This is a genomic window from Microlunatus antarcticus (assembly GCF_014193425.1).
GTDB lineage: Bacteria > Actinomycetota > Actinomycetes > Propionibacteriales > Propionibacteriaceae > Microlunatus > Microlunatus antarcticus.
On record NZ_JACHZG010000001.1, the window covers coordinates 3,069,269 to 3,084,852 of the forward strand.

Below are 15,584 nucleotides of genomic sequence, written 5' to 3' on the forward strand. Positions count from 1 at the left end.
ACAGAGCAGCGGAGCCGAATGCGCTCCGGCCGGTGCTGCTGTCGTCCCCGCTGCGGGCGCTGACGCGCCTGCCCGTCGCCCTGGTCGCGCCCGGTCCCTGACCGACGGTCGACCGCGACGAGGCCGTGACCGACGGCCGACCCCCTCCCCGCCCACCGCCCCACCCCCTGGAGCACGCGTATGGCCGCCGTCGTCGTCACCCCCGAGGACCAGCGCGCCGTGCGCTCGGGATCGCTCGACGCCAGCGACACCTCGGCGGTCCTCGGCGCCCGCGGCGGCTTCGGCCGTCGGGCCGGGCTCCGGGTCCTGGCCGTCGCGCTGCTGCTCGGCGTCTGGTGGGTCATCTCGGCGTGGGGCGAGCCCGACGAGGTCATCCGGCCTTCGCCGGGGCTGGTCTGGGACACCTTCGTCCAGCTGAACACCGTCCACGACGGGGTCCGCGGCTACAACGACATGTTCCTGTGGGAGCACCTGGCCATCAGCCTGCGGCGCATCCTGCTCGGCTCCGTGATCGGCGTCGTGGGCGGGCTCGTGCTCGGTGTGGTGCTGGGCACGGTGACGCCGATCCGGATCATGCTCGAGCCGCTGGTCACCTTCGTCCGGGCGCTGCCGCCGCTCGCGTACTTCAGCCTCTTCGTCATCTGGTTCGGCATCGACGAGTCGCCGAAGATCTGGCTGCTCGCCGTGGCGGCGCTGCCGCCGGTCGCCGTGGCCACCGCCGCCGCCGTGGTCGCCGCGCCGGTCGGGCTCGTCGAGTCGGCCCGCGCCCTCGGGGCGAGGCGGATCGACGTCGTCCGCGACGCCGTGATCATGTCGGCCCTGCCGGAGATCGTCACCGGCATCCGGATCGCCGTCGGCATCGCCTACTCCTCCGTCGTGGCCGCCGAGACGATCAACGGCCTGCCCGGCATCGGCGGCATGGTCCGCGACGCCCAGCGCTACAACAACACCGCCGTCGTCCTCGTCGGGATCATCGCCATCGGCATCTCGGGCCTGGTCATCGACGGGCTCCTCAGCGCCGCCGGACGTCGCGTCGCGCCCTGGCGCGGCCGGGTCTGAAGGCCCCACCACTTCCTCCACGACCTCGTACGACCCTCTCAAGGAGATCGCGTGACCCACCCCGCCAGCCCCCGTCTCACCCGCCGCCTCGGCGTGGCCGTGACCGCCCTCGCGCTCGTCGCGCTCGCCGCCTGCGGAGGTGGCGGTGCGTCCGGCTCCGACGCCGGCGGCTCGGCCGACAAGACCATCCGCATCGCGTACCAGAAGTTCCCGAGCGGCGACCTGATCGTCAAGAACAAGAAGCTGCTCGAGACCGCCCTGCCCGACTACAAGATCGAGTGGAGCGCGTTCGACTCCGGCGCCAGCATCAACACCGCCTACATCGCCAAGTCGATCGACGTCGCGGCGATCGGGTCGAGCCCCGTGGCCCGCGGGCTGTCGCAGCCGCTGAACATCCCGTACCAGGTCGCCTTCGTGCTCGACGTGGCCGGCGACAACGAGGCGCTCGTCGCCCGGAACGCCTCCGGCGTGACCGACGTCGCCGGGCTGCGCGGCAAGAAGGTCGCCACGTCGTTCTCCTCGACCGCGCACTACAGCCTGCTCGCGGCGCTGAACCAGGCCGGGCTGAGCGACAAGGACGTGACCCTGGTCGACCTCGAGCCCCAGGACATCGCCTCCGCCTGGAAGCGCGGCGACATCGACGCGGCGTACACCTGGCTGCCGGTCCTCGACACGCTGCGCGCCGACGGCACGCAGCTGATCGCGAGCAAGGACCTGGCCACGGCCGGCAAGCCCACGCTCGACCTCGGTGTCGTGAGCACCGACTTCATCACCAAGCACCCCGAGGCGGTCGACGCCTGGCGCAAGGCCGAGGCCTCCGCGCTCGAGACGATCAAGAACGACCCGACCGCGGCCAGCACCGCCATCGGGGCCGAGCTCGGCATCAGCCCCGAGGAGGCGGCCGGCCAGATCAAGCAGGGCGTCTACCTGACCCCGGCCGAGATGACCAGCTCGACCTGGCTCGGCACCGACGGCAAGCCGGGCAACGTGGGCAAGAACCTGCACGACGCCGCCGTCTTCCTGAGCGAGCAGAAGCAGATCCCGGCCGTGCCGGAGCAGTCGGTCTTCGACGCGGCCGTCTACACCAAGGGTCTGCCCGGTGTCCTCTCCCAGTCGTGAGCTGCGGGCGGCCGGCGCGGGGTCGCCGGCCGCCCAGCCAGCCGCCGAGCCGGTCGTCGAGGTGCAGGGCGTCGAGCACGCGTACGGTCACGGCCGGTCCGCCGTCGTGGCCGTCGGACCCGTCGACCTGACGATCGAGCCGGGCGAGTTCGTCGTGCTGGTCGGCGCCTCCGGGTGCGGCAAGAGCACCCTGCTGCGCCTGGTCGCGGGCTTCGAGACGCCGACCTCCGGCGCCGTCCGCGTCGGTGGCCGGACGCCGGTCCCGGGGCGCGACGCCGGCCTGGTGTTCCAGCAGCCGCGGCTCTTCCCCTGGCGCACCGTCGGCGGCAACATCGAGCTGGCGCTGCGCTACAAGGGCCTCCCGCGCGACCAGCGCGTCGCGCGGCGTGACGAGCTGCTCACCCGGGTGGGCCTGCCCGACATCGCGGACCGTCGCGTCTGGGAGATCTCCGGCGGTCAGCAGCAGCGGGTCGCGATCGCCCGGGCCCTCGCCGTCGACTCCCCGCTCCTGCTGCTCGACGAGCCGTTCGCCGCCCTCGACGCGCTGACCCGGGAGCGGCTGCAGGAGGACGTCCGCCGCGTGAGCGCGGAGCCGGGCCGCACGTCGGTCTTCGTCACCCACAGCGTCGACGAGGCCGTGTTCCTGGGCAGCCGGGTCGTCGTGCTGAGCAAGCGGCCCGGCCGGGTCGCGCTGGACCTGGAGGTCGACCTGCCGCGGGCGGGCGTCGACCCCGACGACCTGCGGCTGCTGCCCGAGTTCGCCGCCGCCCGCACCGAGATCGCACACGCCGTCCGCAGCGCCGCCGCCTGACCCGAGAGAAGGAGACCCACCGATGACGCTCACCTCCACCACTGCCGGAACCGACCCGGCCGAGACCGGGGACCTGACGCTGGACCTGCTCGGACCGTCCTTCGGCGCCGAGGTCGTCGGGCTGGACCTCCGGAGGGCCACCGACGCGCAGATCGCGGCGATCGGCGCCGCCCTCGTCGACCGCAAGGTGCTCTTCTTCCGCGGCCAGGACCTCACCGACGACGACCAGGTCGAGCTCGCCCGCCGGCTCGGCTCCCCCACCGCGGCGCACCCGGTGGTCGCGGGGCTCGACGACGCCCACCCCGAGATCTACAACATCGACAGCGCCGACCCGGCCTTCTCGTTCTCCGACGTGTGGCACACGGACGTCACGTTCATGGAGAGCCCGCCCGCCGCGTCGATCCTGCGCGCCATCCAGCTCCCCCCGTCCGGCGGCGACACGAGCTGGGCCGACAGCCAGCTGGCGTACGAGTCGCTCGCGGCCCCGGTGCGCGCCATGATCGACCAGCTCGACGCCGTTCACGACGGGGACCGCGAGTGGGGCATGCACCTGCGTCGCGGACGCGGCGGCGAGGGCAACCTCTGGGACGGCAAGCGGGTCACCGAGCTGCTCCCCGTCGCCCACCCGGTCGTCCGCGTGCACCCAGTCACCGGGCGCAAGGGCCTGTTCGTCAACCCGGGCTTCACCTCGCACGTCGTGGGCGTCTCCGAGCACGAGAGCCGCGGCATCCTCGACCTGCTCTACGCCCACCTCACCAAGCCCGAGCACACGATCCGCCACCGCTGGCAGGCCGGCGACGTCGGCCTCTGGGACAACCGCAGCACGTCCCACTACGCCAACCGCGACTACACCGACGTCCGTGTGATGCGCCGCATCACGCTCGCCGGAGACAAGCCGGTCGGGCCGCGCAAGCCCTGATCGAGCCCCGCGAGCGGGAGGTTGCCGCGCCTTCTCGGGCGTCTCGGGCGCGGCAACCTACCGCTCGCGGTCGTCTCTCAGGCGGCGAGGCCGCGGCGTCGGAGGATCGGCAGGACGCCCTCGGCGAACCAGTACGCCTCCTCGACGTGCGGGTAGCCGGACAGGACGAACTCCTCGATGCCGACGGCCGCGTACTCCCCGATCAGGTCGGCGACCTCGGTGTGGCTGCCGACCAGCGCGGTGCCGGCGCCGCTGCGCATCAGGCCGATCCCCGACCACAGGCCCGGGTGCACCTCGAGCTGGCGGGCCTCGGTGTACGTGGTCAGGCCACCGTGCAGCGCGCGCATCCGGCGCTGTCCCTCCGACTCGCTGGCCGCCAGCGCGGCCTGCGCCTTCGCGACGTCAGAAGGGTCGAGCTGCGCCAGCATGTCGTCGGCCACCCGCCACGCGTCCTCGGAACGGTCCCGGCTGATGGTGTGCAGGCGTACGCCGAAGCGCACCTGCCGGCCGGCCGCCTCGGTCAGGCCCCGGATCCAGGCGATCTTCGCCGCGACGGCCGCCGGCGGCTCGCCCCAGGTGAGGTAGACGTCGGTCTGCTCGGCCGTCACCGGGCCGGCGGCGGCCGACGAGCCGCCGAGGTAGATCTCCGGCACGGGCGCGGGTTGCCGCGTCCGGGCGTCGGTGACGTCGTAGAAGTCGCCGGTGAAACTCGTGCCGGCCGCCGTGAACGCCCCGCGGAAGACCTGCAGGAACTCGGCCGCCCGGGCGTAGCGGTCGTCCTTGCCGACCCGGTCGCCGAAGCGCAGCTGCTCGTCCCGGTCACCGCCGACGACGACGTTCAGCAGGAGGCGGTTGCCCGACATCCGCTGGAACGTCGACGCCATCTGCGCCAGCAGCGTCGGGCTGATCAGCCCGGGCCGGAGCGCGACCAGGAACTTGAGCCGCTCGGTCTGGGTGATCAGCGCCGAGGCGACGACCCACGCGTCCTCGCACGGCGTCCCGGTCGGGGTCAGGACCGCGTCGAAGCCGAGGTCCTCCGCCGTCCGGGCGACGTGCGCGAGGTAGCGCAGGTCCGGCTCGCGGAACCGTCCGGCCGTGTCGAGCGAGCCACCGGCCCGGCCGACGTCGACGGGGACGCTGTGCCCGCCCCCGACGAGGGACCGGCTGTCGCCGGTGGTGGGCAGGAACCAGTCGTACGTCGGCGTCACGGGTCGATCATCCCAACTCTCAGGCCAGCGGCAGCGCGGTCCACGTCGAGCTGTAGTCCAGCCCGCTCCGCTTGAACAGCTGGGTCACGGGGCAGCGGCGCTCGAGCTCCGACACCAGGGTCGCGAAGGTCTCCTCGTCCGCATCGGTCTCGACGGACGCCACCACGGTCACGGCGTCGAAGTTCGCGTTCCCGTCGGCGCCGCCCACGAACACGGACGGGTCGAAGTCCCCGCGCGCGGAGATCCGGAACTCCCCCAGCCGCACGCCCAGGCCCTTCGCGACCAGCTGCGCCGAGATCTGGTTGCACGAGGTGAGGGCCCCGAGCGTGTACGACAGCGGGCTCGGCGCGGCGTCGGCCCCGCCGAACGCCGGGTAGGTGTCCGAGCTGAACGTGTGCGCGTGCTCGCCGACGACCGTCAGCTGCTGCGCGACGCCGGTTCCGTGTCCCTCGACGGTGAACGGGACGATCTGCTTGGGCACAGGGCTCCTTCTGGGGTGGGCGTACGGAACTGGTCGGACAAGGTTGATCGGCGGGTGCCGAGCACCTACAGCGCGGAGCCCTCGTGCAGCGAGTGGTAGGCGCGGTCGTGGTAGACGAGCGGAGGGCCGCCACCGACCTGGGAGGTCTCGAGCGCCTGGACCACGACCAGGTGGCTGGCCCCGACCGCCACGCGCTGCACGACCTCGCCGCGGATCCAGGCGGGGACGTCGTCGAGCACCGGCTCGCCGGTGGGCAGCCAGTGCCAGTCGACGCCGGCGAAGCGGTCCACGCCGCTCGTGGCGAACCGGGCCGACACGTCGACCTGCCCGGCGGCCAGGAAGCTGATGGTCAGGGTCTCCGCGCGGGACAGGGCGGGCCAGGAGGACGAGGTGCCCGCGACGGAGAAGGTCAGCAGGGCCGGGTCGGCCGAGACGGAGACGACCGACGTGGCCGTGAAGCCGACCGGTCGGTCGCCGTCACGCAGCGCCACGACGGCGACCCCGGCCGGGTGCTGCCGGAAGATCGACCGGAAGGCGTCGGAGGTCACCGCCTCCGACGGTCGGGTGCGCGGCTCCGCGGTCATCGTGCTCCCGTTCCGATGAGCGCCGACACGGTGACCGCCGCCTCGTCGGCCCAGGTCGCCGCGAGGGCGTCGAGGTCGGCCAGCTTGGACTCCGTGACCGCGAACGGGCGGGTGGGGGCGGAGGCCCCGAGCTCGACGAGCAGCGGACGCAGCAGGTGCTCGGCCACGAACGAGTGCGCGGGGCTGGCCGACACGACGACCGGCACGGCGAGGACGCCGCGCAGCCCGCCGGTCGGGTAGCGGTCGAGGAACGCCTTGAGCAGGCCGGTGTAGCTGGCCTTGTAGACCGGCGTCGCCACGACGGCGACGGCCGCCCCGGCCAACGTCTCGGCAAAGCGGTCCGCGTCGGGCGCGCTCTCCGCGAACAGCTGCGGCGCGACCTCGGCGAGGTCGAGCGAGGTGATCTGCCCGGCGCCGAGACGCTCGGCGAGCGCGCCGGCCAGCGTCCGCGCGACGAGCAGGGTCCGCGAGCCGGGGCGTGGGTTGCCGGAGAGCGCGACGACCTGCGGACGGTCGGCGGCGCTCACGAGAGCGCCCCCGTCGAGACGTCGCTCCGCATGACCCGAGGCGCGGCGCCGAGCCCAAGGTGCTCCCGCAGGGTCGCGCCCTCGTACGCGGTGCGGAACACGCCGCGTTCCTGGAGCAGCGGCACCACCTCGTCGACGAAGCGGTCGAGCCCGCCCGGGGTGATGTGCGGGACCAGGATGTAGCCGTCGCAGACGTCGGCCTGGACGTGGTCATCGATCGCCTGAGCGACCGTCGACGCGGTGCCCACGAAGGTCTGCCGGTTCGTCGTCTCGACGATCAGCTCGCGGAGCGACAGGTGCTCGGCCTCGGCCTTGGCCCGCCACTCGCGTGCGGTCGCGACCGGGTCCTTGTGCATGCGCACGCTGGCCCTCCCCTTGGCGATCGTGTTCTCGCCGACGACCGGGTCGAAGGACGGCGGCGGCCCGTCCGGGTCGAGGTCGGAGAGGTCGGTGTTCCACAGCTGCTCGGCGAGCTTGATCGCGGTCGCGCCGCTGACCTGCTGCAGGCGGACCTGCTGGGCGATCTCCTCGGCCTCCGCGTCGGTGTCGCCGAGCACGAAGGTCGCGGCCGGGAGCACGACGAGCTGCTCGGGCCGGCGCCCGTGCGCGGCGAGGCGGCCCTTGACGTCGGCGTAGAAGGCGCGGCCGGCGTCGTACGTGGCGTGCCGGGTGAAGATCGCGTCGGCGGTGGCCGCCGCGAACTCGCGTCCCTCGTCGGAGTCGCCGGCCTGGAAGATCACCGGTCGCCCCTGCGGGCTGCGCGGGGTGCTGAACGCCCCGTCGATGGCGAAGTGCTGGTCGTGGTGCGAGAACGTCCCCACGTCCGGCCGGCTCAGGAACTCGCCCCCGGCCCGGTCGGCCAGGACCTCGTCGCCGTCCCAGGTGTCGAAGAGCGCGAACGCGGCGTCGAGGAAGTGCTGGGCGCGGGAGTAACGCTCCTCCTGCGGCAGGTAGCCGCCGCGGCGGAAGTTCTCGCCGGTGAATGCGTCCCATGACGTCACCACGTTCCAGGCGGCCCGGCCGGCCGAGAGGTGGTCGAGCGTCGCGAACTGGCGCGCGACCTCGTACGGCTCGTTGAACGTCGAGCTGACCGTCCCCGCGAGACCGAGGCGGTCGGTGATGGCGGCGAGCGCGGACAGGACGGTGAAGGTGTCGGGCCGGCCGACGACGTCGAGGTCGTAGATCTCGCCGTTCTGCTCGCGCAGCCGGAGGCCCTCGGCGAGGAAGAAGAAGTCGAAGAGGCCGCGCTCGGCGGTCTGGGCCAGGTGCCGGAACGAGCTGAACTCGATGTGGCTGCCCGCCTGCGGGTCGCTCCAGACCGTCGTGTTGTTGACGCCCGGGAAGTGGGCGGCGAGGTGGACCTGCTTGCGGGGCGTGCTCATCGGGTTCCTCCGGTCGCGTAGCGGTTGGCGGGCCGCTCGAGCCCGAGCCGGTCGCGCAGGGTGCCGGCCTCGTACGCGGTCCGGAAGGCCCCGCGCCGCTGGAGCTCGGGGACCAGGCCGTCGACGATCGCGTCGAGGTCCTGGGGCAGCGCGGCCGGGCGGAGCCGGAAGCCGGTGAGGCCGGCCTCGGCCCGGGCGAGCAGCAGGTCGGCGAGCCCCTGCGGCGTCCCGACGAACACCTCGGCGTCGCTGGTGAACGGTTCGCCCGACCAGGCCTCGAGCTGCGCCCAGCGCTCGTCGGCACGCGCCTGGTCGTCGTCCAGCAGCACGACGAGCTCGCCGAACACGTGGTCGACGCCGGTCCGCCCCGCGTCGCGGCGGACGGCCACGATCTCGGCGACCTGCGCCGTCGCGCTCGCGTTGTCGGCGGGCGTGATCAGGACGACGTCGGCCGAGCGCGCGGCGAAGGCGCGCGGCACCTCGGCGTGGGCCAGGGCGACGACGACCGGCTGCCCCTGCGGCGGGCGCGGGGTGATCGACGGCCCGCGGACGCTGAAGAACCGGCCCTCGAAGTCGACGTAGTGCAGCTGGTCGCGGTCGACGAAGCGACCCGACGCGACGTCGCGGATCTCCGCGCCGTCCTCCCAGCTGTCCCAGAGCCGGCGCACGACCTCGACCGCGTCGCCCGCCTCCTCGAAGAGGTCCCGCACGAGCGCACGGGTCGCCTCGTCGTCGACGAACGGGTCGCCCCAGACCTCCCGGCGGCCGAAGAGGGCGACCTCCTCGGGACGGGCGGAGACCTGCGGGCGCCAGCCGCCACGGCCCTCGGACACGTAGTCGAGAGTCGCGATGGCCTTGGACACGTGGAACGGCTCGGTGTGGGTCACCGTCGCCGTCGGCACCAGCCCGACGTGCTGCGTCAGCGGTGCGACGCGGGCGGCGACCAGGACGGCGTCGAGGCGACCGCGGACCCGGTCGGTCCGGTGGTCCGGACCCGTGGTCGAGGTGCTCTGCAGCGCGAACGCGTCCTCGAACGTGACGAGGTCGAGCAGCCCCTCCTCCGCCCGGCGGGCGAGGTCGACCCAGTAGCCGGCGGTCAGGAGCTCGGTCGGACGCGCGGTCGGCAGCCGCCACGCCGACGGGTGCCAACCGGCGCCGTCGAGGGCGACGGCGAGGTGCAGGGGGCGGGTCATCGGACGTCTCCCTCGAGGAAGGACGGGGTGGCTCCGGGGGCGCTGAAGGCCGACCACCGGGTGCTCGCGGCGAAGGCGGGCAGCCCGGCGAGGTACGCGGCGTAGCGGGCCAGGTGCGGGTAGTGGCTCAGCGGCGGGCCGAGCCGGCCGGCTCCTGCTTGTCCCTGGTTGCCCTGCACGTCGTAGCGCGCGAGCGTCACCCAGAGCCGGATGTCGGCCTCGGTCAGCCCGTGCCCGACCAGGAACCCGCCGTCGACGAGCCGGTCGTCCAGGCGCCGGAACGCGGCGTGCAGCTCGGTGCGCGCCTGCTCGGCCGCCGGGCCCTCCCCCGCGGCGCGACCCACACCGGAGTTGACCGCCGGCCCGACCCAGGCGTCGAGCTCGTCGATCTCCGCGCGGTACGCCTCCGGATAGGTGTCCACGCCCGGGCTCCGCAGCTCGGCGAACTCGGTGGCGACGTCGAGTCCGAGGGTCCGGTAGTCGTTGCTGACGATCCGGCCCGTCTGGGTGTCCCACAGGGTCGGGACGCTGACGTGGCCGTCGAAGCCGGGCTCGGTGGCCTCGTACGCGTCGCGCAGCAGGGTGAAGCCGTGGACCGGGTCCGGGCCGTTCGCCTCGCGGAAGGCCCAGCCCCGGCCGTCCCGGGCGCCGTCCACGTACGACACCCCGACCACGTCCTGCAGCCCGTTGACCTCGAGCTCGAGCACCACGCGCTGCGCCCAGGGGCAGAACCAGCCGGCGTAGAGGTGGTAGCGCCCGGCCACGGCCGGGAAGCCGCTGGAGCCGTCGCGGGTGAGCCGGCCGGTGAAGCGGTAGAGCGGGCGCGGGTCGCCGGGGCGCTGCGGGACGGCGTAGGTCCCGTACCGGTCGGTATCGACCGGGCTCGCGTACGAGGCCCGGGTGGTGGTGCTGGTCATCGTGCGGCTCCTGCCGTCGTGCGGGACATCAGGTGGTCGGCCGACCGGCGCGGCAGGGCCAGCAGGGCGCGCGCGACGTGGTCGTTGAGCCGGTGGACCGGACCGTTCGTGCACGGCCGTGCGAACGCGGCCGCCTTGAGCGCGGTGTGCATCCCGAGCGCCAGCCGTCGCGAGGCGATCGTGCCGTCGGCCCGGACGAGGTGGTGGGTCGCGTCGGTGCGCAGCTGGCCGGTGTCGAACGGACGCCCGGCAGCATCGACGAGGACCTGGGTCGACGCCTCGCCGCGGGCCGCCAGGGCGGACAGCAGCGGGTCCTCGGTCCGGCCCAGGTCGAAGGCCGGCAGCGTCGCCTCCACGAAGGCGCGGGCCTCGACCTCGCCGGGCACGGCGGAGGACCGCGCCACGAACGTCCCGCGCTCCGCGTCGGCGACGACCTCGAGATCCGGGCCCAGGAACGTGACCACGCCGGCCGCCTGGAGCGCCAGCAGCTGCTCGAGCCGGTCGTGGGGCGGGCCGCTGGCCCAGAAGCTGAAGAAGCCCATGAACCAGCCGTAGAAGTCATGGGCCAGCGAGGTCGGGTCCATCCGCGGCGAGCCGAGGGCCGGCGCGACGACGGGCACGATCGCCAGCAGCCCGAAGAAGGCCCCCAGGTCCGCGCTCCACGTGTCGTCGTCACGGCGGGCGAGGTCGGCGGTGATGTGGTCCCGGACCACGCGCCCCAGCTCGGCGGCGTCGGCGACGCGGAGCCCGCGCAGCGGCCGGTCCAGGACGGCGGGGTCGAAGCGGTCCGCCGGGTCGGGGACCACCTCGGCGATCCAGCGGGCGTACGCCTCGCTCCCCCACGCCAGGGCGGCGAACGTCTCCGCGAACGTCTCCCACGACGTGGCGACCCGCTCCGGGTGGCCGAGCCCGAGCTCGCGGTAGTACCACCACGCGACCTCCCGGCCGACCAGCGGCCACAGGTCCGCCAGGAAGTCGATCGCCTCGTCACGGTCGGCCGCGCGTCGCAGCACGGCGCCGACGGCCTGCGTCGTGCAGAACGTCGTGGTCGTCGGCTTGCCCGCGCGGAGCCGGTACATCGGCTTCGCGTGGTAGGGCACGCCGCGACGGGAGCCGACGAGCAGGTGGGGCTCGGCGCCCGAGGGCTCGTAGACCAGGCGGTCGCCGTCGTTCCGGTAGCGCCCGCCGCGACCCTCGGTGAGCAGCACCATCAGGTCGACGAAGTCGAGGCCGAAGCCGCGGACCAGGACGTCCTCCCCCGCCGGCACACCGGTGAGGTCGAGGTCGCCGGCGTACCCGGGCGGGAGGTAGGTCAGGCCGCGCTCGGCCGCGAAGGTCTCCAGCGCGGCGAACGGCGGGGCGGGCCGGACGTCGACGTGGCTGTTCACCAGCACGACGGCGTCGGCGGTGAGGCGCTCGCCGTCCTCGAGCACGACGACCTCGCGGTCCCCGTCGCCCGGGTCCCCGTCCGTGCCGCCGCTCAGCACGTCCACCGCACGCTGGGCGTGGGTCACGAGCGTCATGCCCGCGGGCACGCGGCCGAGGGTGCGACGGACGGCGAAGTCGAAGTAGGCGCTGCCCAGGCGCCGGCTCGGGAAGTCCAGCGGACCCAGGGCCTCGGCCTCGGCGGCGAGCTCGGGGTCCTCGAGGTCCACGCCGTGCGTCCGGGCCCACTCGGCGAGCGTCGGGCCCGGGGTCACGGGTCCGGCCATCGTCACGCTGTCGTCGACGAACGCGGTCAGGTCCTCGGCCGTCGTGTTGAGGCGCAGGAGCGACGACTGCTCCGAGCGCCACACCCGCCCGCCGCCGATCGGGTACGGGTCGACGAGGTGCACCTGGACGGGTCCGGCGTGGTCCGCGGCCGCGTTGGCCACGAGGCGTTCCAGCAGGCCGGCCCCGCGCGGTCCCAGGCCGACGAGCACCAGCACCAGGCTCGAGGCGTCGTCGGTCGCGGGCACGGGGGTCTCCTCGGTCGTCGTGCCCGCCGGACGGCGAGCGCATTGCCTACAGGATTACTCGGGAATCCTCACGGTTCCAGCACCGTCCGCTGAGCAGACGGGGTCGGACCGGCAGGACGGTCTCGTGGGAACAGCACCGGGAGCGGCGGAGTTCTTCCCCCCGTGGTCATCACCGTCCCGAACGTGAGCGACGCCTCAGCGGCGTCGCCGCACCCGCTCGACTCCCCGACCTGGGCCTCCCTCGTCGGCGCGCACGCCCGCTTCGCCCTCGGCGACGGGCTCGCACGCCGCTACGACCCGGCCGTGTCACCGTTCGCCGCGCTCGCCGACGTCGACGACGCCCGCGCCTGGGGCGACCTGCGCGACCTCTACGCCGAGGACGAGGTGGCCGCGCTCGCCGGGGACCGGGGCTTCAGCCGTACGGTGCCGCCCGGCTGGGCGCCGGACGGTGTCGTCGCAGGCGTCCAGCTCGTGTCGACGGACGCGCTCGTCTCCGCGCCCGCCGACGACGCGTTCGTCGTCGGGCCCGCCGACGCGGCCGAGGCGATGGACCTGGTGGCGCGGACCGAGCCGGGACCGTTCCGGCCGCGCACGTACGAGCTGGGCACCTACCTCGGGCTCCGGCACGACGGCCGGCTGGTGGCGCTGGCCGGCGAGCGGCTGCACCCGACGGGCTGGACCGAGATCAGCGCCGTCTGCACGGACCCGGCGTACCGCCGCCGGGGCCTGGCCTCACGGCTGGTCCGCGGCGTCGCCCACCTCGTCCGCGAGCGCGGCGAGACCCCGTTCCTGCACACGGGCGCAGCCAACACGCGGGCGATCGAGCTCTACCTGGCGATGGGCTTCGAGCTCCGGCGCGAGGTCGAGTTCGCGTCGTTCCGCGCCGTCTGACCACCGGCGGATCTGCGCCGTCCGATCGCACCGGCTGAGGCTCAGACGGTCGAGCGCCGGGCCTCGAGGGCGTCGGCGAGCTCCTCGAGCCACGTCGCCACACCCGCCGGCCCCTGGACGACGACGTCGGCGATCGCCGACAGCGCGTCCTCCTCGTGCGACGCCGAGCAGACCAGCAGCCCGCCGAGACCCTCGCGACGCAGCTGCTCGACCTCGCGGAAGGCCGGCAGGTCACCGAGGTCGTCGCCCACGAACACGACCTGCCGGGCGCCGGTCTGCTCGACGATCGCCCGCAGCGCGACCCCCTTGTCGATGCCCGGCGAGCGGATCTCGAGGACGTTCTTGCCGGGCTCCACGACCATCTCGTGGCGTTCGGCGAGGTCGTTCAGCGGCCCGGACAGGGTCGAGAAGGACGCGTCCGGGTCCGGCAGCTGGCGGGTGTGCACGACGACCGCGCGACCCTTGTGCTCGACGTGGGCGGCGCCCTGGCCGAGCCGGTCGAGCAGCGGCGGGATCTCCTGCGTCAGCGCGGCGACCTGGCCGGGGTCGGGCGGGATGACGAACTCGTCGGTCGACGCGTCCCAGCGCTCGACGCCGTACTGGCCCAGCACCACGAGGCGGTCAAGACCCTCGACGTCGCGGAAGCCGCCCAGCCGCACGGCGGTCCGTGCGGGGCGTCCGGTGACGACGGCGACGGTCCCCAGCAGCCGCCCGAGGCGACCCAGCGCGGCGACCGCGCGCGGGTCCGCGTGCGCCTGCTCCGGGTCGGCGACGATCGGCGCGAGGGTGCCGTCGAAGTCGATCCCCACGAGCGTCTGCTCCGGGTGGTCGAGCACGGCCTGCAGGCGGTTCTGCGCCAGCGCGCCGTCGGTCATGGGCAGAGCCTAGGAGAAGTTCAGGCTCCGCGCTCCCCGCGCCCGTGGGCACGCGGATGCGCCGTCGCCCCGTAACCTTCGGCGGGTGAGGCGACAGCAGTGGTGACCGGTACGGCACACGGGCAGGACGCCGGTCCCGGCACCGTCGAGGCCGACGAGGGGCAGGTCGTCGACCAGCCGCTCGACGCCGAGGTCCGACCGACGCGTCGGGCCAGCTTCGTCGTGGTCGCCAACCGGCTGCCCGTCGACCGCGTCGAGCACCCCGACGGCACCACCACCTGGCGCACGTCCCCGGGCGGTCTCGTGACGGCGCTGGAGCCGGTCATGCACTCGCACCACGGTGCGTGGGTCGGCTGGCACGGGGCGCCCGACGAGGTGGTCGAGCCGTTCGAGAACGACGGGCTCGAGCTCGTGCCGGTCCCGCTGTCGGAGGCCGAGGTCGCCGACTACTACGAGGGCTTCTCCAACGGCACGCTGTGGCCGCTCTACCACGACGTCGTCGTGCCGCCGGAGTTCCGCCGGGAGTGGTGGGACGCGTACGTCCGGGTCAACCAGCGCTTCGCCGACCGGACGGCCGCCGTGGCCGACGAGGGCGCGGTCGTGTGGGTGCAGGACTACCAGCTCCAGCTGGTGCCGCAGATGCTGCGCGAGCTGCGGCCCGACCTCAACATCGGCTTCTTCCTGCACATCCCCTTCCCCCCGACCGAGCTCTACGTCCAGCTCCCCTGGCGCGACCAGATCCTGCGCGGCCTCCTCGGCGCCGACCTGGTCGGCTTCCAGCTGGGCGGCGGGGCGCAGAACTTCCTGCGCCTGGTCCGCCAGCGGCTGCACCTCGAGACGCGCCGCGAGTACGTGCACGACGCCGACGGGCGGACCGTGATGGCCCGCGCGTACCCGATCTCCATCGCCGCCGCGTCACTGCACGAGCTGGCGTCCAGCGACGCGACGGCCGCGCGGGCGGCGGAGATCCGGGCCGACCTCGGCGAGCCGAAGGTCCTGTTCCTGGGGGTCGACCGCCTCGACTACACCAAGGGCCTGCTCGAGCGCATCCAGGCCTTCGGGGAGCTCGTCGCCGAGGGTCGCATCGACCCCGAGGAGGCGGCGCTGGTGCAGGTCGCCACGCCGTCGCGCGAGCGGGTCGAGCAGTACCGGAACCTGCGCGACGACATCGACCGCCTCGTCGGGCGGATCAACTCCGAGGTGGCCCGGATCGGCCGGCCGCCGATCACCTACCTGCACGCCTCGTACCCGCGCGAGGAGATGGCCGCGCTCTACCGGGCCGCCGACGTCATGATCGTCACGCCGCTGCGCGACGGCATGAACCTCGTGGCCAAGGAGTACGTGGCGTGCCGCCAGGCCGACGACGGCGCGCTGGTGCTGAGCGAGTTCGCGGGCGCGGCGCGCGAGCTGCGGCAGGCCTACCTGATCAACCCGCACGACATCGACGGGCTCAAGGAGACGATGGTCGAGGCGATGAACGCCCCGGCCCGGATCAAGGCCCGGCGGATGCGGCTGCTGCGCCGCCAGGTGTTCGAGCACGACATCGACCACTGGGCGCGCGCGTTCCTCGACGACCTGGACCGCGTGGTGCAGGGCAAGGTCGAGTGGCCCGCACGGCCGGCCGTCGGCGGCGGGGTCGGTGTCGGGGGCGGCACCGAGG

Annotated in this window: 14 protein-coding genes and 1 pseudogene; 6 read left to right on the forward strand and 9 right to left on the reverse strand. The window is 73.9% G+C overall.

Annotation, left to right across the window (positions count from 1 at the left end; all coding sequences use genetic code 11):
* The first annotated feature begins 180 nt into the window (after positions 1-180).
* The 4 genes from FHX39_RS14315 to FHX39_RS14330 are packed head-to-tail and all read left to right on the forward strand — an operon-like array spanning position 181 to position 3,908.
* Positions 181-1,059, forward strand: coding sequence for an ABC transporter permease (locus FHX39_RS14315; RefSeq protein WP_183339478.1), 879 nt, complete (start codon positions 181-183; stop codon positions 1,057-1,059).
* 51 nt (positions 1,060-1,110) lie between these two features.
* Positions 1,111-2,178: a taurine ABC transporter substrate-binding protein gene (locus FHX39_RS14320; protein ID WP_183339480.1), complete on the forward strand. Its 1,068-nt coding sequence runs from the start codon at positions 1,111-1,113 to the stop codon at positions 2,176-2,178.
* Positions 2,159-2,989 carry an ABC transporter ATP-binding protein gene (locus FHX39_RS14325; RefSeq protein WP_198423406.1) on the forward strand — a complete coding sequence of 277 codons (831 nt, stop codon included), beginning with the start codon at positions 2,159-2,161 and terminating at the stop codon, positions 2,987-2,989. Before FHX39_RS14320 ends, FHX39_RS14325 begins: the two co-directional genes overlap by 20 nt.
* A 22-nt stretch (positions 2,990-3,011) precedes the next feature.
* On the forward strand, positions 3,012-3,908 hold the full coding sequence (locus tag FHX39_RS14330; protein ID WP_183339482.1) for a TauD/TfdA dioxygenase family protein: 897 nt from the start codon (positions 3,012-3,014) through the stop codon (positions 3,906-3,908).
* 77 nt (positions 3,909-3,985) lie between these two features.
* Here FHX39_RS14330 and FHX39_RS14335 read toward each other — a convergent pair whose 3' ends face one another.
* The 8 genes from FHX39_RS14335 to FHX39_RS14370 form a co-directional block, all read right to left on the reverse strand.
* A complete protein-coding gene (locus FHX39_RS14335; RefSeq protein ID WP_183339484.1) occupies positions 3,986-5,116 on the reverse strand; it encodes an LLM class flavin-dependent oxidoreductase in 1,131 nt (376 codons plus the stop codon).
* A 19-nt stretch (positions 5,117-5,135) separates the two neighbouring features.
* On the reverse strand, positions 5,136-5,597 hold the full coding sequence (locus FHX39_RS14340; RefSeq protein ID WP_183339486.1) for an OsmC family protein: 462 nt from the start codon (positions 5,595-5,597) through the stop codon (positions 5,136-5,138).
* Between the two features lie 65 nt (positions 5,598-5,662).
* A complete protein-coding gene (locus FHX39_RS14345) occupies positions 5,663-6,181 on the reverse strand; it encodes a flavin reductase family protein (RefSeq protein ID WP_183339488.1) in 519 nt (172 codons plus the stop codon).
* Positions 6,178-6,708 (reverse strand): NADPH-dependent FMN reductase, encoded by a 531-nt coding sequence (locus FHX39_RS14350; protein ID WP_183339490.1) that lies wholly within the window; start codon positions 6,706-6,708, stop codon positions 6,178-6,180. Before FHX39_RS14350 ends, FHX39_RS14345 begins: the two co-directional genes overlap by 4 nt.
* Positions 6,705-8,090 (reverse strand): NtaA/DmoA family FMN-dependent monooxygenase, encoded by a 1,386-nt coding sequence (locus tag FHX39_RS14355; protein WP_183339492.1) that lies wholly within the window; start codon positions 8,088-8,090, stop codon positions 6,705-6,707. Before FHX39_RS14355 ends, FHX39_RS14350 begins: the two co-directional genes overlap by 4 nt.
* A complete protein-coding gene (locus FHX39_RS14360; protein ID WP_183339494.1) occupies positions 8,087-9,283 on the reverse strand; it encodes an LLM class flavin-dependent oxidoreductase in 1,197 nt (398 codons plus the stop codon). Before FHX39_RS14360 ends, FHX39_RS14355 begins: the two co-directional genes overlap by 4 nt.
* Positions 9,280-10,200, reverse strand: coding sequence for a glutathione S-transferase C-terminal domain-containing protein (locus FHX39_RS14365; RefSeq protein ID WP_183339496.1), 921 nt, complete (start codon positions 10,198-10,200; stop codon positions 9,280-9,282). Before FHX39_RS14365 ends, FHX39_RS14360 begins: the two co-directional genes overlap by 4 nt.
* Entirely contained in the window at positions 10,197-12,158 is a 1,962-nt protein-coding gene (locus tag FHX39_RS14370; RefSeq protein ID WP_198423407.1) for an FAD/NAD(P)-binding protein, read from the reverse strand. Before FHX39_RS14370 ends, FHX39_RS14365 begins: the two co-directional genes overlap by 4 nt.
* Positions 12,159-12,341: 183 nt before the next feature.
* Between FHX39_RS14370 and FHX39_RS22205 the strand changes: the two genes are divergently transcribed.
* The gene (locus tag FHX39_RS22205; RefSeq protein ID WP_332836843.1) at positions 12,342-13,049 is read left to right on the forward strand and encodes a GNAT family N-acetyltransferase; all 708 of its coding nucleotides are present in this window, start codon (positions 12,342-12,344) and stop codon (positions 13,047-13,049) included.
* Positions 13,050-13,090: 41 nt separating this feature from the next.
* On the opposite strand, the gene otsB is transcribed toward FHX39_RS22205, so the two are convergent.
* A complete protein-coding gene (gene otsB / locus FHX39_RS14380) occupies positions 13,091-13,924 on the reverse strand; it encodes a trehalose-phosphatase (RefSeq protein WP_183339498.1) in 834 nt (277 codons plus the stop codon).
* A 222-nt stretch (positions 13,925-14,146) separates the two neighbouring features.
* On the opposite strand from otsB, the pseudogene FHX39_RS14385 reads away from it, so the two are divergent.
* Positions 14,147-15,505 (forward strand): annotated as a pseudogene (locus tag FHX39_RS14385) (alpha,alpha-trehalose-phosphate synthase (UDP-forming)); the annotation flags it as partial.
* Positions 15,506-15,584 lie beyond the last annotated feature (79 nt).

What these genes read in the sequence shown, in the direction of transcription:
- FHX39_RS14315 (WP_183339478.1), top strand. Translation starts at nt 181, where the DNA reads ATGGCCGCCGTCGTCGTCACCCCCGAGGACCAGCGCGCCGTGCGCTCG.
- FHX39_RS14330 (WP_183339482.1), top strand. Translation starts at nt 3,012, where the DNA reads ATGACGCTCACCTCCACCACTGCCGGAACCGACCCGGCCGAGACCGGG.
- FHX39_RS14345 (WP_183339488.1), bottom strand. Translation starts at nt 6,181, where the DNA reads ATGACCGCGGAGCCGCGCACCCGACCGTCGGAGGCGGTGACCTCCGAC.
- FHX39_RS14355 (WP_183339492.1), bottom strand. Translation starts at nt 8,090, where the DNA reads ATGAGCACGCCCCGCAAGCAGGTCCACCTCGCCGCCCACTTCCCGGGC.
- FHX39_RS14360 (WP_183339494.1), bottom strand. Translation starts at nt 9,283, where the DNA reads ATGACCCGCCCCCTGCACCTCGCCGTCGCCCTCGACGGCGCCGGTTGG.
- FHX39_RS14365 (WP_183339496.1), bottom strand. Translation starts at nt 10,200, where the DNA reads ATGACCAGCACCACCACCCGGGCCTCGTACGCGAGCCCGGTCGATACC.
- otsB (WP_183339498.1), bottom strand. Translation starts at nt 13,924, where the DNA reads ATGACCGACGGCGCGCTGGCGCAGAACCGCCTGCAGGCCGTGCTCGAC.